This is a genomic window from Acetobacter ghanensis (assembly GCF_001499675.1).
Classification (GTDB): domain Bacteria; phylum Pseudomonadota; class Alphaproteobacteria; order Acetobacterales; family Acetobacteraceae; genus Acetobacter; species Acetobacter ghanensis.
On the sequence record NZ_LN609302.1, the window covers coordinates 2,496,443 to 2,519,501 of the forward strand.

Annotated in this window: 23 protein-coding genes, 1 tRNA gene and 1 pseudogene; 11 read left to right on the forward strand and 14 right to left on the reverse strand. The window is 58.2% G+C overall.

Annotated elements, in window-relative coordinates; translation table 11 throughout:
• The first annotated feature begins 111 nt into the window (after positions 1–111).
• From AGA_RS11600 to AGA_RS13870, 3 genes are all read left to right on the forward strand, one after another.
• Complete coding sequence (locus tag AGA_RS11600) at positions 112–831, forward strand: YoaK family protein (RefSeq protein WP_231945803.1); 720 nt, start codon at positions 112–114, stop codon at positions 829–831.
• Between the two features lie 5 nt (positions 832–836).
• A complete protein-coding gene (locus AGA_RS11605) occupies positions 837–1,466 on the forward strand; it encodes a hypothetical protein (protein WP_059024426.1) in 630 nt (209 codons plus the stop codon).
• Positions 1,467–1,656: 190 nt separating this feature from the next.
• Positions 1,657–1,833: a hypothetical protein gene (locus tag AGA_RS13870; RefSeq protein WP_172793744.1), complete on the forward strand. Its 177-nt coding sequence runs from the start codon at positions 1,657–1,659 to the stop codon at positions 1,831–1,833.
• A 79-nt stretch (positions 1,834–1,912) separates the two neighbouring features.
• Here the strand turns inward: AGA_RS13870 and AGA_RS11610 are convergent, their stop codons facing one another.
• A complete protein-coding gene (locus tag AGA_RS11610; RefSeq protein ID WP_231945805.1) occupies positions 1,913–2,209 on the reverse strand; it encodes a YggT family protein in 297 nt (98 codons plus the stop codon).
• 118 nt (positions 2,210–2,327) lie between these two features.
• On the opposite strand from AGA_RS11610, the gene AGA_RS11615 reads away from it, so the two are divergent.
• The 4 genes from AGA_RS11615 (at position 2,328) to AGA_RS11630 (ending at position 7,066) form a co-directional block, all read left to right on the forward strand.
• Positions 2,328–2,403, forward strand: a tRNA-Ala gene (locus AGA_RS11615).
• Between the two features lie 771 nt (positions 2,404–3,174).
• Positions 3,175–3,636 (forward strand): (2Fe-2S)-binding protein, encoded by a 462-nt coding sequence (locus AGA_RS11620; protein WP_059024428.1) that lies wholly within the window; start codon positions 3,175–3,177, stop codon positions 3,634–3,636.
• Positions 3,633–5,819, forward strand: coding sequence for a xanthine dehydrogenase family protein molybdopterin-binding subunit (locus tag AGA_RS11625; protein ID WP_059024429.1), 2,187 nt, complete (start codon positions 3,633–3,635; stop codon positions 5,817–5,819). Before AGA_RS11620 ends, AGA_RS11625 begins: the two co-directional genes overlap by 4 nt.
• Positions 5,819–7,066, forward strand: coding sequence for a cytochrome c (locus AGA_RS11630; protein ID WP_059024430.1), 1,248 nt, complete (start codon positions 5,819–5,821; stop codon positions 7,064–7,066). The genes AGA_RS11625 and AGA_RS11630 overlap by 1 nt, the downstream gene beginning before the upstream one ends.
• 99 nt (positions 7,067–7,165) lie before the next feature.
• Here the strand turns inward: AGA_RS11630 and AGA_RS11635 are convergent.
• The 11 genes and pseudogenes from AGA_RS11635 to AGA_RS11685 all read right to left on the reverse strand — a co-directional run bounded on the left by AGA_RS11635 (position 7,166) and on the right by AGA_RS11685 (position 17,220).
• Positions 7,166–8,511: pseudogene (locus AGA_RS11635) on the reverse strand (aldehyde dehydrogenase family protein).
• Between the two features lie 199 nt (positions 8,512–8,710).
• A complete protein-coding gene (locus AGA_RS11640; protein ID WP_059024431.1) occupies positions 8,711–9,574 on the reverse strand; it encodes a LysR family transcriptional regulator in 864 nt (287 codons plus the stop codon).
• A 13-nt stretch (positions 9,575–9,587) separates the two neighbouring features.
• Positions 9,588–10,424, reverse strand: a complete 837-nt coding sequence (locus AGA_RS11645; protein ID WP_059024432.1) for an aldo/keto reductase — start codon at positions 10,422–10,424, stop codon at positions 9,588–9,590.
• A 185-nt stretch (positions 10,425–10,609) separates the two neighbouring features.
• Complete coding sequence (locus tag AGA_RS11650; protein WP_231945808.1) at positions 10,610–11,218, reverse strand: thioredoxin domain-containing protein; 609 nt, start codon at positions 11,216–11,218, stop codon at positions 10,610–10,612.
• 31 nt (positions 11,219–11,249) lie between these two features.
• Complete coding sequence (locus tag AGA_RS11655; RefSeq protein ID WP_059024433.1) at positions 11,250–12,611, reverse strand: outer membrane beta-barrel protein; 1,362 nt, start codon at positions 12,609–12,611, stop codon at positions 11,250–11,252.
• A 123-nt stretch (positions 12,612–12,734) separates the two neighbouring features.
• Complete coding sequence (locus AGA_RS11660; protein WP_059024434.1) at positions 12,735–13,223, reverse strand: c-type cytochrome; 489 nt, start codon at positions 13,221–13,223, stop codon at positions 12,735–12,737.
• A gap of 2 nt (positions 13,224–13,225) precedes the next feature.
• Positions 13,226–13,816 carry a methylamine dehydrogenase (amicyanin) small subunit gene (mauA, locus tag AGA_RS11665; RefSeq protein WP_059024435.1) on the reverse strand — a complete coding sequence of 197 codons (591 nt, stop codon included), beginning with the start codon at positions 13,814–13,816 and terminating at the stop codon, positions 13,226–13,228.
• The gene (locus AGA_RS11670) at positions 13,803–14,408 is read right to left on the reverse strand and encodes a redoxin family protein (protein ID WP_059024436.1); all 606 of its coding nucleotides are present in this window, start codon (positions 14,406–14,408) and stop codon (positions 13,803–13,805) included. Before AGA_RS11670 ends, mauA begins: the two co-directional genes overlap by 14 nt.
• Positions 14,405–14,995, reverse strand: coding sequence for a MauE/DoxX family redox-associated membrane protein (locus tag AGA_RS11675; protein WP_231945810.1), 591 nt, complete (start codon positions 14,993–14,995; stop codon positions 14,405–14,407). The genes AGA_RS11670 and AGA_RS11675 overlap by 4 nt, the downstream gene beginning before the upstream one ends.
• Positions 14,992–16,191, reverse strand: a complete 1,200-nt coding sequence (locus tag AGA_RS11680) for an amine dehydrogenase large subunit (RefSeq protein ID WP_059024437.1) — start codon at positions 16,189–16,191, stop codon at positions 14,992–14,994. The genes AGA_RS11675 and AGA_RS11680 overlap by 4 nt, the downstream gene beginning before the upstream one ends.
• 129 nt (positions 16,192–16,320) lie before the next feature.
• The gene (locus AGA_RS11685) at positions 16,321–17,220 is read right to left on the reverse strand and encodes a LysR family transcriptional regulator (protein ID WP_059024438.1); all 900 of its coding nucleotides are present in this window, start codon (positions 17,218–17,220) and stop codon (positions 16,321–16,323) included.
• A gap of 94 nt (positions 17,221–17,314) precedes the next feature.
• Between AGA_RS11685 and AGA_RS11690 the strand changes: the two genes are divergently transcribed.
• From AGA_RS11690 to AGA_RS11705, 4 genes are all read left to right on the forward strand, one after another.
• A complete protein-coding gene (locus AGA_RS11690) occupies positions 17,315–17,776 on the forward strand; it encodes a PACE efflux transporter (RefSeq protein ID WP_059024858.1) in 462 nt (153 codons plus the stop codon).
• Between the two features lie 170 nt (positions 17,777–17,946).
• Positions 17,947–18,183 carry a (2Fe-2S)-binding protein gene (locus AGA_RS11695; protein WP_059024439.1) on the forward strand — a complete coding sequence of 79 codons (237 nt, stop codon included), beginning with the start codon at positions 17,947–17,949 and terminating at the stop codon, positions 18,181–18,183.
• An 81-nt stretch (positions 18,184–18,264) separates the two neighbouring features.
• The gene (locus tag AGA_RS11700; RefSeq protein ID WP_059024440.1) at positions 18,265–19,245 is read left to right on the forward strand and encodes an NAD(P)H-dependent glycerol-3-phosphate dehydrogenase; all 981 of its coding nucleotides are present in this window, start codon (positions 18,265–18,267) and stop codon (positions 19,243–19,245) included.
• A gap of 201 nt (positions 19,246–19,446) precedes the next feature.
• Positions 19,447–19,980, forward strand: coding sequence for a Dps family protein (locus tag AGA_RS11705; RefSeq protein WP_059024441.1), 534 nt, complete (start codon positions 19,447–19,449; stop codon positions 19,978–19,980).
• A 90-nt stretch (positions 19,981–20,070) separates the two neighbouring features.
• Here the strand turns inward: AGA_RS11705 and AGA_RS11710 are convergent, their stop codons facing one another.
• Together AGA_RS11710 and AGA_RS11715 are read right to left on the reverse strand one after the other, a co-directional pair.
• Positions 20,071–21,702, reverse strand: a complete 1,632-nt coding sequence (locus AGA_RS11710) for a bifunctional aspartate transaminase/aspartate 4-decarboxylase (RefSeq protein WP_059024442.1) — start codon at positions 21,700–21,702, stop codon at positions 20,071–20,073.
• A gap of 131 nt (positions 21,703–21,833) precedes the next feature.
• Complete coding sequence (locus AGA_RS11715; protein WP_373319909.1) at positions 21,834–23,030, reverse strand: AI-2E family transporter; 1,197 nt, start codon at positions 23,028–23,030, stop codon at positions 21,834–21,836.
• Positions 23,031–23,059 lie beyond the last annotated feature (29 nt).

The window sequence follows — 23,059 nt, forward strand, 5'->3', positions numbered from 1 at the left end:
TCTGGTGGCAGGATTATGGTTTTTAAAGCCCTGCCATCTTATGCGGTCCAGCCATAGCGGCCTGCCATACCAGGCGGAGTTTACACGGTTTTGCACCATAGGGCAGTATGCTTGAAGCGGTTCCACTTTCTGCTGGTCCAAAACCTGCCCATGCCAGATGCCCAGACACCTTTAACTCCCATAGCTGTTTCCGCGCGCCGTATTCTGGTGCTTGGTATTCTGGCGGGGCATGTGGATGCACTCAGCTTTGCCCATCTGGGAGGGCTATTTGCCAGCGCCATGACCGGCAACACCACGCATCTGTCCGCGGCACTCACCCATGCCAACTGGCATTACGCCGTACGGCTGACCTGTGTGCTGGGCATTTTTTTTGGCACGGCTTTTCTGGTCAGCCTTGGCCGCCTGCGCTGGGGTGTAACCAAAAGCATCGGGCTCATGGTGCTGTTGCTGGTTATTGTGCAAGCTGCGCAGTTCTCCCCTCATGCACGCCTTGCCGAGCTTGTGCTGCTGCCTGCCCTTATGGCTGTGCAGGGGGCAAGCTTTGCCCGTTTTTCCGGCAACGCCATTCAAACCGTGGTTATTACCAGTAACATGCTCAAATGCGCCTCTGCTCTGGCATCTGCCGTGGCCGTACACTGCAAAAGCACCAGAGCCGCACCACCTGCACCCGGCGCCATTGTGCTACCTGCCCTCTCATGGGGTGGGTTTGCCTGTGGAGCGCTTATTGGCGCGCTGGCCCTGCTATGGGGGACGCCCATGCCTTTTCTGTGGCCATTACCGTGGCTGGCTATTCTTTATATTGACATAAAGCGGGCAGGAGCCAGAAACTAAGAGGCATGACGTCTCGCCTTGCCTCCCGCTTTTCCGCCCCTCTTCCCCACGTTTTCTCCCGTGCCGCCCTTGCCAGCCTTCTGGCTCTTGGTGGGTGTGGCTACTATTCATCCCGCGTTGCCCATAAAGGGCAACTGGTTGTGCTGGGCATGACCAACGAGGACCTGCAAGCCTGCATTGGCGTACCCGACAAAATGCAGACCATTAACAAACATGTGCAGATCTACCAGTACACACGGGGCACCAACATACCTGCCACAAACGATTCGACACTGATCCCGCTGCAAACACTGGTAAATCTGACGCAAACAACCCTTGGGGGCGCAGGGGCAACCTGTGTGGCATCCATCCGACTGGTAGATGGCAGGGTGACGGACATGCATTACAGCGGCGATAATGACCAGATGATTGGCAGCGATGGTGTTTGTTCCACCATTGTAAAAGGGTGCCTGAACACCCCTGTAGCCTCTGGGCATAACGTATCGAGCAACATTTTTGGCCCGGTCTCGGCCTTTCATGCCCCTGATATTTCTCAATATACCAAGCAGCAGAAAATGGTCCTGCCCAAAGAACCGACCGAACCCGACACGCAGCCAGCAGGCCCAGCACCAACCACCCAACCAACAGCGCCATAACCCGCAACCTGCGCCGCACCGCCCGAAAACGCCGGAACGCCATGCAACAGATAGCTGTTGACCCCCAAAATCAAAGGAGTAGTGTGACGCTGTCAGATTTGTGAATGAATCCGGCAGGTTCTGCACAGTAGGCTTTCCCCGCCAGAACACCAGCAGCTCCTGCCTTACAGGCTACAAAAGGGTTTTTGGAATGGGCATTTATCTGTGTGTAACACTTCTGGGTCTTGACCTGATTGCTTACCTGCTGGGTGGCAACACCACTGCCTTTGGCATTGCGGTTGTGGCCTTCCTGATTCCGGTTGTCATCATGAGCAGCTACACGCTGACCCATATTGAAAAAGACGGCTCCCCCTCCGCTCATCACTGAGCCTTTACGGGTTATCCGTTAAAAAAGCCGCCAGCCCGCAAGGACTGGCGGCTTTTTTGCGCCGGGAAAACCAAAAAAACTAATGCAGGATAAGCGCGCGGAAAATATCTACCAGCAGCGGCTGCACGATGTACTGAATACCCAGCAGCACCACCATGGGGCTAAAGTCCACTCCCCCCGGTGTTGGTAGCACACGCCTGACGGGCGCAAGAACAGGTTCGGTCAACCGTTCCAAAAACATGCCAATCTTCCAGACCAGCTGGTTGCGGCTATCCAGTATGCCAAACGCATACAAATTAACAAAAATGCAGGATATGAGGAGAATCCAGCAATAAATCTCCAGTATCCGCGTCAGCACCATGAAGAGCAAAAACACGATTAAAAACCAGCTCCTTACGAACAGCCCACAGGCATACCACCTTTGGTTATACACATTACAATACAGCTTGACAGAAAATTGGTAAGCCCTATAAACCACTCGCAACAAAACAGGCGGGGCTGTAGCTCAGATGGGAGAGCGCCTCGTTCGCAATGAGGAGGTCAGGGGTTCGATTCCCCTCAGCTCCACCAACCGCCTTGTTTTCCTGTTATTGTCTTCCCAAAATTCCCAATGACTGTAAACCGCAGACAACAGGGTTTACAATTATCGCCATAGGGTGAATTTCGTTTTCTCTCGTCTGGCCCCAAGAGAAACTGACATGGCCATTTTCCCCAAGGTCAGCAAAATGGCATGACCAACGGCGCTCATGGGCAGCGGAGAGCCGTTGGCTGCGGCACCTTACCACATGCGTCATTTCCAAGGCAGGGTCCGCCTCCACACGCAAGAAGTATTTCCAAAATACGCGCAGAACGGCTGGGCAGACTGTGCCCGCCCACACCAACGCAAACCATATGACCACAATCCCCAAATACTATATTTAAATATCGTATAATTGATTATGGCGTAAACAACACGCTACCTTGCACCGCCGCCACATACCGCGTTAATCTTCTATTTCTAAAATCTTCCTATATATAAAATATGTATTGCAATTCCAACGCATCCGCTCACCCTATTTAGTTCTGATGCAGAAGCGCAAATTCCATTCACAATCATTGGAAAACAGACTATAAATACTTGTATTTTCATATTTTATGGATCAATCCACCTCACAAACCTCCGGCAGCAAATGACCTTCAGGATATATGATATATCCGCGTCTTCATTTCTTCATCTCATACAAATATATTCTTACATATACAGATAAAATTTCGAAAACCGCTTACTTTCGTCATCATTCCCATTTCGAAAACAAATCAGTTCCATTACATTACAGTTCCGATAGACCCCAAGGAGCCCCCATGCTGACCCTGAACATAAACGGACAATCCCACCAGGTGGATGTCGATCCAGACACCCCTCTTCTGTGGGTTCTGCGCGATGTTCTGGGCATGAACGCCACCAAATTTGGCTGTGGCATAGCGCAGTGCGGCGCCTGCACCGTGCATATGGATGGCCGCGCCGTACGGGCCTGTAACCTGCCTGTGGGCCTTATTGGGGACCAGCACATCAGCACATTGGAAGGGCTGGACACCACAGACCCCGTGGCAAAAGCCGTGCAGACCGCTTGGATTGCGCTGGATGTGGTACAGTGCGGCTATTGCCAACCCGGGCAGATTATGGCCGCCGTTGCCCTGCTACGCAGTGTTCCCCACCCAACGGATGAGCAGATAGACAGCGCCATGTCCGCCAACCTGTGCCGTTGCGGCACCTATATGCGTATCCGCGCCGCAATCCACCATGCGGCAGGAGAACTGGCATGACATCTCACACCGTTCCCAACGCCAGCCGTCGGCAGCTTCTGGGGGCCGGAGGCGCGCTCCTGCTGGCTACCCTGTGGCCCGTCCCACGTGGGCGAGCACAATCCTCCCCCCGGCCCGAGCAGGGTATGCTGGTGGAAAACGCACCGGGAGCCTTTGCCCCCAACGCCTATATCCGCATTACAGCAGACAACCGCATAACGCTCATCCTCCCTAATGTGGAAATGGGTCAGGGCATTTACACCTCATCCGTCATGCTGATTGCCGAAGAACTGGGCATAGATCTGCCGCAGGTGGATATTGAAGCAGCGCCGCCCGGTGCCGGGGCCGAAATTACGGGTGGCTCCACTTCCGTCATGACCGAGTGGCTACCGCTGCGTCAGGCTGGGGCAGCAGCACGGAGTATGCTGGTTCAGGCCGCTGCCACGCGCTGGCACGCCGCACCGGAGGACTGCATAACCCGCTCCACCACCATTATTCATGTGCCCACCAAACGCACACTGCCCTTTGGTGCAGTGGTTGCGGATGCTGCCGCCCTGCCCGTGCCGCAAAAACCAGCACTCAAGGACCCGGCCAGCTATACCCTTCTGGGCCGCTCCCAACATCGGATAGACAGCGCCATAAAGGTTGAAGGACGCGCCATTTTTGGCATGGACGTTCAGATTCCGGGACAAAAAATTGGCACCGTGGCCGCCTGCCCCGTGGAGGGTGGCACCCTGTCCGGCATGAACAAGCAGGCTGCGCTAGCCGTTCGGGGCGTACTGGCCGTTCTGGTCAACGAACCCGGCAACACCGTATGCGTGGTGGCCGAGCATTACTGGGCCGCACGCAAGGGCCTGCGCGCCCTCAAGCCCCAATGGCATTATGGCCCCAATGCCCACGTAACCACCCAGACCATTTACGACCAGTTGCACGATGGGCTGACCGGGCCGGCCATTGTTGCCAATACCAAGGGGGATGCCCCGGCCATTCTGGCCCATGCGCCCACAACGCACACCGCCATCTACCAACAGCCCCTGCTGGCCCATGCCCCCATGGAGCCCATAAACTGCACGGCGCATGTCCGCACCGATGGGTGCGACGTATGGACCGGCACGCAGATTGCCGACCGTGCGCGGGACACAGCCGCAGAGCTGACCGGCCTGCCCAAAGAGAAAATAACCGTCCACTGCCAGTATATTGGTGGGGGCTTTGGCCGCAGGCTGGAGCATGAATATGTCACCCAGTGCATTCAGTTTGCCCGGCAGGTGCCCTACCCGCTCAAAATCATCTGGAGCCGTGAGGAGGACCTGACGCGGGACCGCTACCGCCCCGCCTATGTGGACCAGATGACCGCAGCACTGGATGACAAAGGCTTTATTACCGCCCTGACTCACCGCATTGTCGGCCCCGCCGTGGTGGCACGCTGGGACCCGCCAGAACTGACCAAGGACGGATATGACGAGGACCTTTCGGTCGCCACCGTCATCACCCCTTACACTTACCCTGCCTACAGGCTGGAATTTGCCCGGCGGGAAGCCCCCGGCATTGTAACCGCATGGTGGCGCGGCGTTGGCGGCACACGGGGCCTGTTTGTGGTTGAAGGGTTTATTGACGAACTGGCCCACCGCGCAGGCATGGACCCCGTAGCCTACCGGCGCGCCATGCTGGCCGAAAACCCGCGTGCTCTGGCCGTGCTGGACAGAGCCGCACACGCAGCCGGATGGGACACTCCCATACCACAAGGGCGCGCACGCGGCGTGGCCGTGCAGTTTGCCTTTGGTTCCTACATGGCCACCATTGCAGAGGTGGAAATGCCCAGCCCCGACACGGTCATTATCCACCGCGTAACTGCTGTGGTGGATTGTGGGCGTGTGCTCAACCCCGATCAGGTTGTCTCGCAGATCGAAGGCGGGCTGATCTTTGGCTTTAGCGCCGCCCTGTATAATGAAATTACGTTGGAAGGCGGCCGGGTGCAGCAAAACAACTTCAACACATGGCGCGTCATGCGCATGAACGAAGCGCCCCGCCAGATTAATGTCCTGCTTATGCCCAGCACGGAAGACCCCGGCGGCATTGGTGAAGTTGGTACGGCGGCGGCTGCCCCCGTGCTGGCCAACGCCATGTCTGCCGCACAGGGGCGGCGTTACCGTACGCTGCCTCTTCTCTCCCCCCGCAATGGGGCAGACGGCAAGGAGCAAGGCTGATGCCCACACGCCACACACCTTACCTGCTGGGCATGCTTGCGGGTGTAGCCCTGCTGGCAGCCAACCCGGCCCATGCCGCCACATCCGCCGCTAATGTGGAAAACGGGCGGTATCTGGCCCACGCGGCAGACTGCGAGGTTTGCCATACAGCGGAAGGCGGCACGCCCTACGCTGGTGGCCGCGCCTTCAACCTGCCGGGTATTGGGGTTATCTACTCCCCCAACATCACACCGGACAAAGCGGCAGGCATTGGCGCATGGACAGACCAGCAGTTTGTAGATGCCGTGCGCAAAGGCATATCCCCCGGCTGGAAGCACCTCTACCCCGCCATGCCCTACCCCGCCTATGCCCGCATGACGGACGCACAGGTGCGGGATATGCGCGCTTATCTGGCGACCCTGCCACCTTCCTCCAACAAAACACCAGCCAACAGCCTCAAGTTTCCGTTTTCCATACGCAGTTTCATGGTGTTCTGGAACGTATTAAACGGCCCAGCCTCCACTTATCCGGATGATCCGGGCAAATCGGCGGAATGGAACCGGGGGCGGTATCTGGTGGAAGGCCCCGGCCATTGTGGAGACTGCCACACACCGCGCACCTTCTCCTTTGGGCTGGACAGTAGCAAGGCTTTGGGGGGCAGCGTGGTCAATGGCTGGCGCGCCTATAATCTGACGTCAGACAAACAGAGCGGCCTAGGCGCATGGACGGATGAGGAACTGGCCCAGTACCTTTCCACCGGCCATGCAGATGGGCACGGCACGGCGTCGGGGGATATGGCGGATGTGATCGGCCATAGCCTGCGCTACCTGAACGCGCAGGATATTCACGCCATGGTGGTCTATCTGCGCAGTATTCCCCCGCTCCACACGGCAGCGGATACGGTGGAAACCAGAACTCCTGCCGCGGGGGACGCCACATTACCCCAGAACACGCGTGGCGCGCGCCTGTATGCCTCTGCTTGCGCCGGGTGCCACATGCCAGACGGTACAGGCCGCCAGTCCAGCTTTGCCACCATAACCGGGGCGCGCTCACTGGGGGCCGATAACGGGCGCAACCTTGTACAGGTATTGGTGCAAGGGAGCGGTATGCAAACCGCCACAGGTGTGCAGATTATGCCGCACTTTATTGGCGGAGGCCTTAGCGACCATGATCTGGCCGATATTGCCAGCTTTGTCATGACTCACTTCACCACGGCCACCCCCACCAACATGGAACGGGCCGTGCAAAACGCCAGACAGGCCCCTTAAGCTACACCAGAACGTAGGTTAGGAAGCCCCAAAAGCAGACAGGCTGCGGAGCCATAAAGCGCCGCAGCCTGCACCAAATACCAAGGTCGTTAACGCCTATCAGGCATTCAGGTAAACGGTCTTGGTCTGCACGTAGGCTTCCAGACCGTGCTGGCCGTCTTCCCCTCCAAGACCGCTGTTTTTGTAGCCGTGGTGGAAGCCCTGCGGTTCCTCCCCGGCACCACGGTTGACGTACACCTCACCAAACTCCAGTTCGCGCGTCATCCGCAGCACCCGGCCCAGATCCTTGGTGAACAGGTAAGCGGAAAGGCCATACTGGCTATCGTTCGCCAGCTTCAGGGCTTCATCAAAATCACGCACCTTGAGTAGGGACAGAACAGGGCCGAACACCTCATTCTGCACAATGTCCATACCATGCTTCACATTGCTCAGCAGGGTCGGGGCATAGTAGGTGCCGTGGTCATACGCGCCGCCTGTCAGCCGGTGGCCGCCCAGTTCCAGCTTGGCGCCCTGCGCCACGGCCTTCTGCACCATGGCATCCACCTTTCCAGCTCTGCCAGGCTCACCTTTGGCCCCATATCCGTGCCATCCTGCATGGGGTCGCCCACCTTCAGCTTGGCAACGCGTTCACGCAGGCTGTTGGCAAAGCGGTCATAAACTGCCTCGTGCACATAGGTGCGTTCGTTGGAGGTGCAGACCTGACCACCGTTGAAGAAGCGCGCGCTCACCGCAGCTTCTACCGCAGCATCAATATCCGCATCTTCCATAACAATAAACGGCGCCTTACCGCCCAGCTCCAACCGCACTTCCTTCAGATGTTCGGCAGCAGCAGCCATAATCTTCTTACCCGCAGGGGTAGAGCCGGTCATGGTAATAAGCGGCACATCCTTGTGCGCCACCAGCGGCACGCCCACATCCGGGCCATCACCCGTTACAACGTTCAGGACACCTTCGGGCAGACCGGCTTCCTCTGCCAGTGCGGCCAGCGCCAGACCGGAGAGCGGGCTTAACTCGTGCGGCTTGATGACAATGGTATTGCCCGCGGCTAGGGCCGGGCCAATTTTACGGGCACACAGGGCAAGGGGGAAGTTCCATGCGGCAATCCCGCCCACAACCCCATGCGGCACGCGGTCGATGAGAATTTTTTCCCCTTCGCGTTCACCCGGAATAATCTCACCTTGCAGGCGACGTGTATTTTCCGCGGCAAAGCGCAAGAGCCCTGCTGCAAAATCCACTTCCACCCGTGCTTCTGCAATGGGCTTGCCCATTTCCGATGTAATGATGGTGGCGAGTTTTTCCTTGTCCCGCACAAGCAGTTTTTCCAACGCGTACAGGTAGTCCGCCCGTGCGGAGGCTGTCTTGCGGCTCCATGCGCCAAAGGCTGTGCGGGCTACGGCTACCGCCTTGTCCACATCCTGCGCATTCCCTTTGGCAACGGAGGCCACCTCGGTTCCATTTGCCGGGTTTTTGATGGTGATATAGTCACCAGAGCTGGGTTTAACCCACTGACCATTTATGAACAGGTCATGTTTTTTCAAAGACATTTCCAATATTCCTCTAACAGTGTTGTCATGATTATTGGGAAAAAGACGACACTTTAAAAGTGATGATATGTGAGCAAACAGCTTACAAAAACTGAACAGGCTAAACCGCGGCTGCGCTCAGATGCTCCACAAGGCGCATAAGCAGCGGCATTGTGCCATCTCGCCGCCATACGCTGTACACCGGGGCTTCTGGCAGATCTGGCGGGGTCATAACGTGCAACCCCTGCGCGTAGGCAACAGGCAACATTACATCCGGGCAGCAGCAGACCCCTAGCCCTGCCTGCACGCAGGAAAAAATAACGTGGTAGGACTCGATAGTCTGCACACGCCTTGGCACAATGCCGTTCCTGCGCATCCAGTTTTCAAACACGCTGCGGTAATAACAATCCGTATTAAACAGCAGAACATCCGTTTCTGCCCAGTTGATCTGGGCAAAGTCAGCCACATGTGCCGGGGCCACAAGGCGGAGATGTTCCGTAAAAGCCAGACGACTTTCCAGCAACGGGTGTTCAATCGGGCCATCGGTCAGAGCCAGATCAATCTCCCGCGCCATCAGCATCTGCTCCAGCGTGTAACTGGCCCGTTTAAGCAGATGCAGTTCCACATCCGGGCAGGCCTGCATGAAGGAGGGGAGCTTTTGGGGCAGAAAATGGCGCAACGCCACATCCAGCGCCCCCAGCCGGAGCAGACCACGCGGCACGTCGGGTTCAAAAAAATGCTCCAGAGCCGAAGCCTGGCGCACAACCTCCCGCGCCTCATCATAAAAAGCCCGGCCTGCTGGCGTTTCAATTAACCGGCCTTTTTCCCGCAGGAACAACGGCTGGTTAACAACCTGCTCCAGCTCCCGCAACCGAGCCGTTACGTTGGATGCAACGCAGTTGAGGCGGCGGGAGGCGGCCACAATCGACCCCTCCTCCATGACCGCGCAAAAAAACCGGAGCTGCGCAAGTTTGAGGCTGTCCATACCTCAGACGCCCTCAGAACTCCTCATACGTGGCCGGGTCCTGCCCAAAGGACCGGCCATCTGGGCGGGCCAGCGTGGCAATATCCTTCATATCCTGTTCAGTCAGTTCAAAGTCGAACACGGACATGTTCTCAATCTGCCGTTCACGGTGCGAGGCTTTGGGAATGGGCACGGAGCCAACCTGAACATGCCAGCGCAACACAACCTGAGCAGGAGTTTTGCCCAGCCGCTTGGCAATACGGCCGATCAGATCATCCGACAGGATTTTACCGCCACGGCCAATGGGGCTCCAGCCCTCGGTCACAATGCCGTGTTTCTTATGGTAGGCCCGCATATCATCCTGCGGGAAGTAGGGAGAAAGCTCGATCTGGTTGATAACGGGCAGGATGCCGGTTTCCTGCTTCAGCTTGTCCAGATGTTCGGTCAGAAAATTGCACACGGCAATGGAGCGCACATAGCCCCGCTTCTGGGCTTCGATCAGCGCCTGCCATGCCTCCACGTACAGCCCTTTGCTGGGGTTGGGCCAGTGAATGAAGTACAGGTCGTAATACTCCAGCCCGGCACGGTAGAGGGATTCCTCAATACAGGTCAGGGCTTCGTCATACTTATGGTGGCGGCCGGGCAGCTTGGATGCAATGCTCAGGTTCTCGCGCTTGTGTCCGCTTTTGCGCACAGCCTCGCCAACGGCACCTTCATTTTCGTAATTAAAGGCACTGTCCAGCGCGCGGTAGCCCACATCCAACGCGCTGATCATGCTTTTAACACCTGCCGCGCCGTTTAGTTTGTATGTACCAAAAGCTATAAGTGGAAAGCTTCGGCCATCGGTCAGGGTTAGTTCAGGAATGCTCACGCCTGCGTTCTCCTTGAGTATGGATGGACCCTGTGCAGTAGCTGCACAGTTGCCCTCAACGCCATTATGTGCATGAAGGTTCCGTCATCCACAAGACAGGAACAGGCAATGCGGCTGCATCCACAGCGGGGCAGACAGCCGCACGGCGGAGCATAACCGTAAACGCGGCTTATGCTCCTACGCTCTTAAACCCGCTTTGTTGCGCGGTTGTGGTTGATGTAGGCCTGCACCGTATCAAACCCGCTTTCCCACGCGTTCAGTAGGCTTTCCAGATGCTCACGGTTATTAACCAGCCCGCGTGCAATCAGCACGCCCTGCTGGTCCAGCAGGAAAGCCGCAGGCAGCTTGTCCACCTCCAGCGCACGCCCAAGGGCCGGGTCATTCACAAACAGAGCGGGCGGTGTGCCGGTCTGCTGTGCAAAATGCGCCTGCGCCACCGGGTTATCATCCCCCGCCAGCACAAGCTCCAATTGCTCCTTGGCGCAAAAGTTACGAGCAATGGGAATGACCTTGCGAGAGATGGGGCACGTGGCAGACACAAACAGCAGCAGGCGGGGCCTGCTTCCACCCGCCAGCACCATTGCCTGACCATCCAGTGTGGCAAAAGGCTGAGCAGGGCAGACATCCCCCGGCTGGGGGCCACGCGCATTGGTCAATGCGCCAACAGGCGCAATTTCCTGAAAAAGCCTGCGCAGTCTGAGCATCATGCTGTAGGCCACGCCAAACGCGGCCAACAGCAGCACAGTCAACATGCCGTTAATAACAACAAGGGTTTGCAGACTTGCCTGTGTCATACGTCAGACCTTGAGCCAGTGCGCGCGCACATCAGTAAGACCAGATGGCATCGCAGCTAAACCAGAACATGTTGTTGGTACCGTTATTAGCGTAATTAACCATTGGGTCATCCGTGGGAGAAACACGGTTGAACGGCCGGGTACCATTCAAAGACTTGTCCAGCCGCACTTCCGGACGAATGGAGAAGCTGCCACGTGGCAGTTTGAGGAATTCTGGCCGGTAGGTCACCCCTACCGTCAATTCCCCATAGGTGGTGCCGGGGGCATAATCGTAGGAATAATTCCGCCCACGCAGTTCGTTTACGTAAGACATGGTGGACGTGTTGTTGCCCACAACGCCACCGTTATTATCCCGAAAGATTTCGCCACGTGCGTTGAAGGTTAGAGACGGCGAGAAATCATGCGAGAAGTACGTGGTAATCCCGTACACGTCATCCTGCAGGTAGTCATCGTGGAAGTAGGTGCCGTTTAGGGTAATCGTACTGGTGTCGTTCAGCTTATAGGTCGCCAGAATGTCACCAATATATTCCATCTCGTGGTTGGCATCACTCCCAATGGCATACACACTCTGCTGCGGGCCAAGGTAGGCAATAGCGGCAACATCCAGCTTGCCATCGGCAAGACCACTAAGCTGCACACCAAAATACCCTTTGGGCCGCGTATTGTTTTTGGCGCCGCCAAAGGTGGTGGAGTTACCCGCGTTAACACCCAGAACCCATGCCACTGTATCGGTCATGTGCCACGTAGCCAGCACACCCACCGTTTCAAACGGCACAATGTAATCGGATGAATAGTTGTAGGAATAAAAAGGACGTTCCAGCGCATCCGTGCCTTCAAAGCCCTGAATACCGTATTGCTGGCCAATCTGCAGGTCTATGCCACCCTTGCTCAGCCACGGCAGGTGGGCATCAATATGGGCCTGCGTGGGGGTCCACTGGTACATGCCCGTCAGATTGCCATCGCCCATACCAATGGTCGGGTTAAAGCGCGCATCCGAACCGTAAAGCACCTCGAACACAAACCCTAGACCATACCCCCCACCAATATCGGTTGTGGGGTGGGAGATTGTTCCCGTAATCTGGTTAAGGGTGGCCGTATTGGCCCGGTCCACATAGGACTGCGCCCAGTTACGCCCTGTGTGCGTCCACGGGTTACCGTTAACACCGGCCTCGACCACCAGATGCCCCTCAAGGTCATCAAACCATGTGTGGTTTTTGGATGGCTTGAGGTTCACCTCATCCTTTTCGGCCTGCGATTTTTCCGCCGGGGTTTCTTCCAGCACCAGAGGGCGTGCGGCATCACCGGGGGTTATTTTTTCCTGCGCAAATGCGGGCAGCGCCGCCAGTTGCAGGGTAAGCCACATCCCTACGGGTAATGGGCGGCGAAGAAACATCCTATTTTTGCTCCACAAATCAGAACGACATAACCCAACAGGACCCGACCAACCGGGCGAATACAGTTTTTGGCGGGTACAGGCTGAATGATGCCTGATTAAAAGTCATTTTAAGTTTTGAAGTCATTTTGCCTTTTTACAGGCAGCAAGTGACCGTTCCAGCACATGCGCACGCAGGGCCAGAAACTCCGGATCGGAAAGTGGGTGCTGCCGCCATGTATGAACTTCCGCCGCCGTATAAGGCCGAAACCCCGGTGGCGTGCTGGTGCCGCCCAATGTGATCAGCACAAAATTCATGACATCCGCCAGCGTCTGGTCATCCCGAATAAGGGACATGGAAACACCGGGAACCCGTATAAGGTACTCACGCCCTTCATCCGTGCAGGCAAAGCTGCCTACGGCATTCCGCAGCATGGGTACAAAGGTCGGGCCGGATATGCCCTCAATCCCGTGGCACCCACCACAATGGGACACGTAAACGGATTGCGTATGACTCAGGGTGGTTGCGCCGGGCACGGCATCCGGCCCGGCATGGGCGCTGGCGGTGCCAACCAGAATGGCAAGCACCGCAGCAAAACACCCTGCAACGCAACGTAACAACGTTGCAGGCATGATCAGGAAGATTTCCCGATCACGGCAGCCGTGGAACAGTTGTACATTTCCGACGTGCCCGTGCCAAAGCACCAGATGATGTCGTTATTGGCCATGGGGCGGTAGGACGGCTGGTCACCATCCGTGCCAAGGCAGGTCACCTCGTTACAGGAATCCTGACCACAGCAGTCACGGTAGGCAATCATGTAGGAATTGCCATCCTGCGGGTTATAGCAGCTCCCGATCCATGATGTGGGAGAAGGTGCCGTACCGGGCGGGCAGCTATGTACGCCACCACCGCAGGAGGTGCACAGGTTGCCGTCAATGGCGCAGTAACGCCAGTAGTCACAAGCGTTGGGGTCCTTGGCCTGCGCCTTGGACGCAAAAGGAGATGGGGCTTTGGACGCAGCCTTGCCAGCCGTGGTTGTTGCGGCTGAAGCACGGCTAACCGGCAGCAGCGGAAACAGCGGCACAGCAGCCGCAAGCCCCCCCAGCCGGGCCACAACACCACGGCGGGACGTGCGGCCAGCAAAACGGCGCAGCACGGTTTCGGTCATACGGTCGAACAGGGAAACACCCTGTTCTGTGTTTTGAGTTTTCTCAGAAGGCAACATGGGCATTCGCTCCTGTATCGCTTGGCAATGCGGGGTGGGTGGCGGCAACACCGTCCAGCACCCCTTCAATCTGACGGCGGGTATTCACTAGGTCTTTGGCCAGTATGGTGCCCCGCTCGTCCAGCAGCACCACAGAGGGCATACGATTGATTTGAAGAACCAGAGCCAGCTCAACCCCGGTTATAAGCGGCACACCCTGCATTTCCGGCCGGGCCTTCTGCATGGCGGCAAGCTCGGGTTCCGGGCCATCCCCCACAAACACCAGATCCAGCCCACGCTCGGCGGCAATCTGCCGCGCAATGGGAGAAACGCGTTTACACACAGGGCATTCCGCCGCCACAAACAGCAACAGTTGCCTGCGGCCGGGGGGCAGCACATCCCCCACGGTAAACGGTTTGCCATCCAGTGTATGCAGGACCAGACGCGGGACAATCTGCCCAACATCCAGACCGGGTTTGACCTCCTGATTACCCAGCGGCGCCAACCGTTCGTGCAGAACACCAATCTGGCGTGCTAGGGCAACCAGAACCACGGCCAGAACCAGAACCAGCAGCACAAGCAGCGCCTGCCATATGCTCAACAGCATTATCATGCGCTATGCTCCTGCCCAGCGGAACCGGGCACCTGTACCGGCGGCAGAACCTGTATGGCCTGCCATAGCAAATACAGGCACACACCCCCTGCAACACCCTGCCCCCATAGAGGCAGAGCAAGCCCTCCCCCAGCAGCAAGACCCACGCATGGCACCAACGCCACACCGGCGCAGGCCACAGTACGCAACACCACGGCCCATGAGAGCTTTTCGCTCACAACACCCGGCGTGCACCCGCAGGAAAGGTCGGTGCGTCCACGCAGAACGTTCACCCCCATGGCAAGAGCAAACACAACCAGCAGGGTGGCTGCGGCAAGGCCACCGACCAGCGCACCAAAACCGGAAAACAGAAGAAGAGCCACTCCAGTTTCAGCAACCGCCAGCGCCCATGCCACGCTCTCGTATGACCAGTCAGGCAGCAGGCGGTAAGAGGCCAGCGTGCCCAAAAACGTGTCATGATCGCGCAGCTTGGCAACCCCTGCCACCAAAAACATGGTGCCAATGCAGCCAGCACTTAAAGCCGCAGCCAGTTGCCCAGCCTCAGCGCACCATGCAGGCACCAGAGAGACCGAAGCCGACAGGCTCATCCTTCACCCGGCGCAACCGTGAAGATAAGAGACGTGCCAAGCCCTTTCATCGTACGCAAAAGCTTGCCCGTGCGCGCATCGGAGATAAAGAAATTGCCGCTATCTTCATCCGCAGTAAACATCAGCGGAGCGGCATCCTGCGTTACACCCACCATGGTGCTGGCAACCTTGAGCGGCATACGGCGGATACGCTTGTGCGTGTCCGTGTTGTATACCCATACTTCGGTCCCGGCATCCTTGTGAGTCCAGAAGGTACCGCGGTGCATAAGCACATAGAGTTCGTGCGTATCCTTATGCAGGGCGGACATCTGCCAGCCACCCGGACGCCACGTTACCTCAAACGGAGCGGACGCATCGGATGCGGGCTTGATGCCTGCACCTTCCTGCAAGGACCAAGGGGCCTGCACCGTGCTGTTGGCGGACAGGGTGGTTGGGTAAACCTTGCCGCTATAGCTGATGAAATACGTTTGCCCGTCTTTGGCAACGCTGGGGCTCTGTTCAAAAATACCGTCTTTATCCGGCTCAAAGAACGGGGCGCTGTGGGTCACACTGGCCTTGCCATCTGCTCCGAGGCTGACATTGGTCAGCGTGCCATCGGCACACAGGGAGGAGAAGCCGGAGTTGCCCCATGCGTATGTCAGCGCGCAGCCGGGAATTTCTACCGTCTGACTGACCTTGTGTTCCTTTGTGTCCACCACTTCCACCGCGTTGGCGGGGCTCATCTGGTACACATAAACACGGCCACCATCGGCACTGATTGCCATATTGTTACGCTTGGGCGTGACCAGTGCGCGGGAAGGCAGTTTTTCATCTGCCGTGATTTTCAGCGTCTGGGCATCGTATTCGGCCAGCAGATCATTCCGCGCACCGCGGTTACCGCGTTCCCATGTGGTTTCCCCCACATAAAAACGGCTGGCGTCTGGCGTCATAACCATGTTGGCGTTGTAGGCCGCCTGTACCATACCTAGCAGAACGCCACGGTCGGCATCTACCACGTCAACACGGCCATCCTTGTTATGGGTGTAAACCGCGTCTTCCACCAAAATGGTGTGAGGGCTGTAGGGCTTGAGGGTTACAACATCGCTCTGCTCCGTCTGCAGAACGGGTTCGGCAGCCTGAACGGCAGCGGCTGAAATAAAAGCCGCGCTCCCTAGGAGCAGGCCAAGCCAAGATTTTCGGGGGCGAAGAAAGGACATGCGGACCTGTTTTTCTCTCTCGTTTCCAGCAGGATTTTCATATCATAGTCGTTACTGTTGCATTTTCAACACAAAATATGAACACACCATGCGCTTTACTACCGCCACCCCTCACAACCCGCAGGAAACCTAAGTTCCGCTCGAAAAACTGCCTTCTTTTTTGAAGAATCGTTGCAAAAGCCACCGGGTCGCAACGCCGTGGGAACCTTTGGCGTGCCAGACCACGGCAAGCGGCACCAAACGGTGTCCTGCGTCAAATTGTTGCGGCAATACAACAATATCCGGCGCAGCGGGGGACGCTGCCAGAACATGGTCGGAAACAAAGGCCCAGCCTATGCCGTGGCGCACCAGTTCCAGAATGACCCAGTGGCTCTCCACCCACCAGACTTCCCCCGCCACGCGCAGGTAATGCCGCTCCCGCTCCTCGCCCCGCGCGGCCACCAGAATCTGACGGTGCCGCTTGAGGTCTTCCCACGCCACGGGGCCACCCTGCGCCAATGGGTGGTTGCGTCCACACACCAGCTTGAGCGGCACACGCCCGATGGTGCGAAATGCAAGTTCGGGCGGCATACGGTGCTGCTGCCACATAACCCCAAGCTGGGCGGCTCCATCGCGCACCAGTTGGCCGACATCCTCCATAAGCGGGAACAGGATTTCCATTTCCACATGGGGGAAGGCCTGCGCAAATTCGGCAAAAACAGGGCCAAGGGCATGTTCGGGGTAAAGCTCGTCTATGGCGACAACCAGCTTGTTTTCCACCCCGCTTTCCAAAGACCGGGCAACGCCTATCAGATGTTCGCGCCGGTCCAGCACCACACGGGCCTCCCGCAGCAAACGCTCCCCATCCACGCTCAACACCGGGGTGCGGCCTGTACGGATAAACAGCACCACCCCCAGGTCCACCTCCAGATTGGCAACATGCGTGCTTATGGCGGACTGTGCCCTCCCAAGTTTGCGCGCAGCCGCGGAAAAGGACCCCGCATCCACCGTGGCGACAAAAGCCTCAAGCTGTTCGAGAGAAACATTCATCTATCTGTTTTTCCGATAGGTTCCATCTTTTCTTTAGCAGGAAGGAAGATAGATTGCCCGCATGTCAATCATATCTTCCAGCCAACCTCATACCATGACGACCCCAACCACTCAGTCCGCAGCACCTCTGGTGCCTGCCCGCTCGCGCATGGACCGTCTGCGCCATGTGCTTTTGTTTGAACTGCTGGCCCTGAGCATAGCCATTCCGGCAGGGAGCAGCCTGTTTGGCCTGCACGAATCCACCATGGGCTTTATTGGTATTGGCAGCGCCATAACGGCCATGCTGTGGAACTACCTGTACAATCTGGTCTTTGACCGGGTGATGACGCATCTTTACTGCACCACCCACAAAACCCTGCGCATCAGGCTTGTGCACACGCTGCTGTTTGAGGCCGGATTACAGGTTGTACTGCTGCCGGGCATTGCGCTGTACACCCATGCCCCGCTGCTCCAGACCTTTTCGCTCTCGCTATCACTTGCGCTGTTTTATCTGGTTTACGCCTTTGTGTTTAACATGGCTTACGACCGGGTTTTTCCCCTCGCCCACAAAGCCTGACTCCGCGCCGTAGCGGGAACACCCGGTATGCGCGCCGGGTGGTGCAGCGCCCTCCTCACGCCCAATCACTTTTTGGCCGGGTGGCGCAGTCCGGCAAACAGAAGGTATTGCGACTAATTATCATTTATGGTTCAGTATCGGCAGACTCGTAATGTAGAGGTGCCTAAGGAATGGTTGTCTGCTCCTGCAACCTACTGACACATAAAGATGTTGAAGCCGCTGTGGCCGATGGCGCAAACCACCCGCGCGAGATCTATGCTGCCCGTGGCTGCAAGGCCCAGTGCGGTAATTGCGTTAAAGGCGTGGTGTGCCTGCTGCGTGAGGCCAAACTCCGGCACATGCAGCAGGCCGAACTGGCCGCCCTTGCGGCCCGCCAGCAGGGCACTGCACTGGCTGCATCCGCCTGATCCACCACGCCGGGGACCCACCCGGCCCAGCCACTGTAACCCCGCTTGCGCAGGAGCTGCGCTTCTGGCACCGATGCTGTCATGAGCAATCCTGTTTTTGTACTGGGCGGTGGTGCCTGGGGCACTGCACTCGCACTCCATGCAGCACGCATTGGGGCAGAGGTGCACCTTTGGGCCCGTAATGCCCAGACCCTGCCCAACGGGGCCATGCCCCGCCTGTCGGATTATCCGCTCCCCCCCACCGTACATGTTTGCAGCACCCTGCCGCAGGTAACGCCAGACTGTGTTCTGGTCGCCATCCCCACCCAATATCTGGCCTCCGTTCTGCCCATGCTGCCCGCAGGCGTGCCCGCCGTATTGTGCTGCAAGGGAATAGAACGCCAGACGCTGGCTTTTCCGCTGGATATTCTGGCGCGTGAGCGGGCGGACGTGCCCGGCGCCGTGCTGTGCGGCCCCAACTTTGCGCGCGAGATTGCTGCAGGCCTTCCCGCCGCCGCAGTGCTGGCTGCCCTGGAGCACGCACGCGCCCAAGCCTTGAGCAGCCTGCTCTCCTCCCCCCTTTTTCGCCTGTATGCCAGTACGGACTGCATTGGCGTGCAACTGGGAGCCGCGGCCAAAAATGTTATTGCCGTAGCCTCCGGCGTGACCATTGGCGCAGGGCTGGGCGAAAATGCCCGCGCCGCCCTGATTACCCGAGGACTGGCCGAAATAACGCGGCTGGCTACGGCCCTTGGCGGGCAGGCCGCCACACTGGCGGGCCTTGCCGGGTTGGGAGACCTGCTACTGACCTGCACCGGGGCCGCCTCCCGCAACTATCAGATGGGGCTGGCCCTTGGCCGGGGTATGAACACCCATGCTGCGCTGGGCAGTCTGCCGGGTGTGGCCGAGGGCATTACAACCGCCGCCGCCCTGCAGGCTCTGGCCCGCGCACATGGGGTGGAAACCCCTATTACAGACTGCATCGCCGCCTTTATGGAAGGGCAGATAACCCTCCCACAGGCCACGCACAGCCTGCTCAGCCGCCCGCTTAAAAGCGAGCAGGAACCCTCATCACCCGTCTGATGTAGCCCGGCCTCCAGCCCCCTACGCTACCAGAACGGGAGGCTGATAATACGCAGGGGTATGGCGTGTCACGTTTGTGTGAGAGCTGGAGTCTTTGCCCGCATGGCCTTGCATCTGCCCCCGTACTTTCCACGTTGAATGAAGCGGCGGAGGACACCCTCGGTCCGCAGACTGACATTTATTGGAAAGGCTGGCATTCCCATGACCAAACCCAATGCCTCGGAATTACATATCAAAGAATATCTTGGCACCCCCACAGACCTGAAGGCCGACAAGGTCAAGGCTGTTGCCGCAGGGCTGGCCGAAGTTCTGGCCGATGTGTTCGCCCTTTACGTCAAGACAAAGAATTTTCATTGGCACATGAGTGGCCGCCACTTCCGTGACTACCACCTGCTGCTGGATGAGCAGAGCCAGCAGATTTTTGCCATGACCGACCCCATGGCCGAGCGTGCGCGCAAAATTGGTGGCACCACCCTGCACTCCATTGGCGAGATTGGCCGCAAGACCGCCATTCTGGATAACGATGCCCTCTACGTTACGCCGGAGGACATGCTGGCCGAGCTGCGGGATGATAACCTGACCCTGACCAGACGCCTGCGCGCCGTGCATGACCTGTGTGATGATGCGCACGACGTGGCCACGGCCAGCCTGCTTGAAAACTGGATTGATGAAACAGAGCGCCGCACATGGTTCCTGTTTGAATGTACCCGCCCGGTTTTTGGTAAGAACGACTAACACCCCACAAGGCTGGAGCCCCAATGGGGGCAATGGCCAGACCGGCTGACTGGAGCAGGGTTTACCCCTGCCCCGGTCCCACCCGGCAGGTTAGTGGGTATCGGGCTTGCTTGCGGTTCCCCGCGCGGCCTTTTGCTCACAATACTGCTCGTAATATTCATCCGCCATACGCCGCAGGGCGCTGCCGATGGCGGCATACTGATACTCGCTCAGATTAGCGAGCGATGCGCGGGCCGATGGCCGTTTGACGGCAAACCCATCCCCCGGCAACAACACCACCCCCGTTTCCTCCGCAATGCGGAACAGAATGGTCTGGTAGTCCACCCGGGTTATCAGCCAGCGTGCAAAGCGGCGGCCATAAAGCTGCGTCACCACCTTGGACAGGTCTATGAGCGTATAATAGTGGGTGCTGCCATCATCATCCGGGGCTTTTACGCCCAGATCGCGGTACAGGGCCAGTTCGCGCCGGTGTAGCAGGCGCTTGAGCGCGTTTTTATACGCATCCCGTCCATCCATCAGCGCAAACAGGGCAAACAGCACCATTTGCACCTGTTGTGGGGTAGAGAGGCCCGCCGTGTGGTTCAAAGCCACGGTGCGGCTGTCCGCCACCAGCCGGTCTATGAACTTCAGCCCCCGCACATCCGGCGTCAGGGACGCATAGCGTTTATCCAGTTCCTGTTTTTCGGCTTCTGGCAGGGCTTCCAGCGCCCGGTCCAGCACGTTGGACTGGTGCGTGGCCACAACCCCAAGCCGCCAGCCGGTCGAGCCAAAATACTTGGAAAAGGAATAGACCAGCACCGTATTGTGCGGGCAGGTGGCGTAAATGGACCGGAAGTCATCGGCAAATGTGCCGTACACATCATCGGTCACAATAATCAGATCAGGGCGTTTTTTTACAATTTCGGCAATATGGGCCAACCCAGCGTCACTCATCCGCACCGATGGGGGGTTGCTGGGATTGACGACCAGAAAAATTTTAACCGAAGGGTCCAGCAGTTTGTCCAGCTCTTCGGGCGGGTACTGCCAGCCTGCCTCCGGGTCCGCATTAATAGCTACTTCCTGCAACTGGTAGTCCCGCAGTTCGGGAATTTCCACATAGGGGGTAAAAACCGGCATACCGATGGCGGCCTTGTCCCCCGGCCGGATCAGCCCGTTCTGCCGCAGGGAGGCAAAAATATAGCTGATGGCGGCCGTCCCCCCTTCCAGCGCAAACAGGTCTGTCGTGTGTTCGGGCATGGTCCCGCCGGCCATTTCATGCAGCAGGTAGTGGCGCACCACTTTTTCCGCATAGCGCAGCATACGGGTGGGGTTGGGTAGTCGCACCCTAAAATGCCCGATGTCAGCTCCAGCAAAAAACCAATCTGCGGGCAGCCCCATCTGGTCCCGCACGTAGGAGAGTGCGCGCCGCAGGAAGGAAACTCCGGGCACATCCCTGTTGGCGACCAGGAAAGCCTCAAACCGCGCCTCTATCCCCTCCCGCCGGGGAACACCGCCCACGCCCTCCGCCATGTAGGAAAACGTGAGGGCAGAATCGGCTGCGGCAAACATGCCAAGCTGAAAAAACCCCTGCCGGGGCAACGTTGCCAAAAAGTTGGGGTTGCCACGCCCGGCATCCAGCATGGCCCGCTGCGCACGCCCGGAGGCCAGCCGGATAAGCTGGTCCTTGAGTTCAAACGGGCTGAGATGCCTGTATTTCTGAAAATCATCGGCTGGGGTGGACATGCCGCGCTTCCTTCAAACGGATATTCTTGTTGTTAGGAAACTTGCATGGACAGGGGGAGGAAAACCACCCCCAAAAACGCGGCGTGCCCCTGTGTTGCGCGGTTTAGTCCCCTTTGCCCCCCATCCGTGCGTCAGACCTGCTCATCCTCAGGCAGCGGGGCGGTCAGATGGTCTATAACCGCCAGCAGCACCGCTGTAATGGGCGAGGCAAAAGCAAACCCCCACATGCCCAGAAATGCGCCAAAGATGGTCTGGGACAAAATGGTGAGCGCCGGCGGCATACTGACAGCCCTCTTCTGAATAAAGGGGGACATGACATACCCTTCAAACGCCTGAATAAAGGCATACAGCCCCGCTACCATAAGCGCCTCACGCGGGCTGATGGACAAGGCGATAAGCAGCGCGGGCAACGCCCCTATGAACGTGCCCAGATAGGGAATGAAGTTGGCCGTCCCCGCCACCAGCCCAAGCGGAAACGCCAGCGGCATCCCCAGCAGGGAAAGGCCGCCCCATGTCAGCACGCCCACCACGGTCATATCCAGCAACTGCCCCGCCACCCAGGCAGACAGTACATGCGCCGTGGTGCGGATAAGCCCGCGCGCCGTATGGCGGTACCGCACGGGCACCAGCCGCAACAGGCCATTGGCGTACAGGTGGGGCGAAAGAGCGAAGTAAACCCCCGCAATCACAATCACCACAAGCGTACCTGCGGACCCAAAAGTGGAGGTAAGCACGTTGGTCATGGACCCGGCAAAGTCGATCCCACCTCCGGCTCCTTCCGACCCAAGGGGGCCGGAGGTCTGGTTACCACCAAAAAAGAGAGGAACGTGGTTGAGGACGGAATGCCCGATGGGGTTCTTGTCCAACGCAGCATGGAGCGCATCACGCTCATGGGTTAGCGCTGCGTAGAGGTGGGAAAGCTGGGTGACAAGTTCCGGGCCGGACACGTGCACCACAAACGACACCCCACTCACAAGGGCGGCCAGAAACAGCACCACAGCCACCCATTGCCGCACAGGCAGCACACGGCAGATCAGCCTTGCAGCACCATGCAGCACCACAGCCACAAGGGCGGCGGCAAACACCACCATAACCACGGCCCCGCCCGCATAAATGAACAGCCCCACACACAGGGCCGCCACCACCACAAGGGCAAGCTGGTAAAAACGCCGCAGAATACGCTCCAGCTTCTGGGCGGACTGCGCCAGAGCCGCTATGTGCGCCGCATCGGCCGCACCAATACCGCTGCCGGTGTCTGGCGGAGGGCGTGGGCCGTCCTGTGCGTCGGTCTGGCTGGCCTGTTCCGCCCCGTTATCCTGCTTACCCACGAATGTCTGCTGTTCCACTGGGGTTATTT

What these genes read in the sequence shown, in the direction of transcription:
- AGA_RS11605 (WP_059024426.1), top strand. Translation starts at nt 837, where the DNA reads ATGACGTCTCGCCTTGCCTCCCGCTTTTCCGCCCCTCTTCCCCACGTT.
- AGA_RS13870 (WP_172793744.1), top strand. Translation starts at nt 1,657, where the DNA reads ATGGGCATTTATCTGTGTGTAACACTTCTGGGTCTTGACCTGATTGCT.
- AGA_RS11620 (WP_059024428.1), top strand. Translation starts at nt 3,175, where the DNA reads ATGCTGACCCTGAACATAAACGGACAATCCCACCAGGTGGATGTCGAT.
- AGA_RS11625 (WP_059024429.1), top strand. Translation starts at nt 3,633, where the DNA reads ATGACATCTCACACCGTTCCCAACGCCAGCCGTCGGCAGCTTCTGGGG.
- AGA_RS11630 (WP_059024430.1), top strand. Translation starts at nt 5,819, where the DNA reads ATGCCCACACGCCACACACCTTACCTGCTGGGCATGCTTGCGGGTGTA.
- AGA_RS11640 (WP_059024431.1), bottom strand. Translation starts at nt 9,574, where the DNA reads ATGGACAGCCTCAAACTTGCGCAGCTCCGGTTTTTTTGCGCGGTCATG.
- AGA_RS11650 (WP_231945808.1), bottom strand. Translation starts at nt 11,218, where the DNA reads ATGACACAGGCAAGTCTGCAAACCCTTGTTGTTATTAACGGCATGTTG.
- AGA_RS11655 (WP_059024433.1), bottom strand. Translation starts at nt 12,611, where the DNA reads ATGTTTCTTCGCCGCCCATTACCCGTAGGGATGTGGCTTACCCTGCAA.
- AGA_RS11660 (WP_059024434.1), bottom strand. Translation starts at nt 13,223, where the DNA reads ATGCCTGCAACGTTGTTACGTTGCGTTGCAGGGTGTTTTGCTGCGGTG.
- mauA (WP_059024435.1), bottom strand. Translation starts at nt 13,816, where the DNA reads ATGTTGCCTTCTGAGAAAACTCAAAACACAGAACAGGGTGTTTCCCTG.
- AGA_RS11670 (WP_059024436.1), bottom strand. Translation starts at nt 14,408, where the DNA reads ATGATAATGCTGTTGAGCATATGGCAGGCGCTGCTTGTGCTGCTGGTT.
- AGA_RS11675 (WP_231945810.1), bottom strand. Translation starts at nt 14,995, where the DNA reads ATGAGCCTGTCGGCTTCGGTCTCTCTGGTGCCTGCATGGTGCGCTGAG.
- AGA_RS11680 (WP_059024437.1), bottom strand. Translation starts at nt 16,191, where the DNA reads ATGTCCTTTCTTCGCCCCCGAAAATCTTGGCTTGGCCTGCTCCTAGGG.
- AGA_RS11685 (WP_059024438.1), bottom strand. Translation starts at nt 17,220, where the DNA reads ATGAATGTTTCTCTCGAACAGCTTGAGGCTTTTGTCGCCACGGTGGAT.
- AGA_RS11690 (WP_059024858.1), top strand. Translation starts at nt 17,315, where the DNA reads ATGACGACCCCAACCACTCAGTCCGCAGCACCTCTGGTGCCTGCCCGC.
- AGA_RS11695 (WP_059024439.1), top strand. Translation starts at nt 17,947, where the DNA reads ATGGTTGTCTGCTCCTGCAACCTACTGACACATAAAGATGTTGAAGCC.
- AGA_RS11700 (WP_059024440.1), top strand. Translation starts at nt 18,265, where the DNA reads ATGAGCAATCCTGTTTTTGTACTGGGCGGTGGTGCCTGGGGCACTGCA.
- AGA_RS11705 (WP_059024441.1), top strand. Translation starts at nt 19,447, where the DNA reads ATGACCAAACCCAATGCCTCGGAATTACATATCAAAGAATATCTTGGC.
- AGA_RS11710 (WP_059024442.1), bottom strand. Translation starts at nt 21,702, where the DNA reads ATGTCCACCCCAGCCGATGATTTTCAGAAATACAGGCATCTCAGCCCG.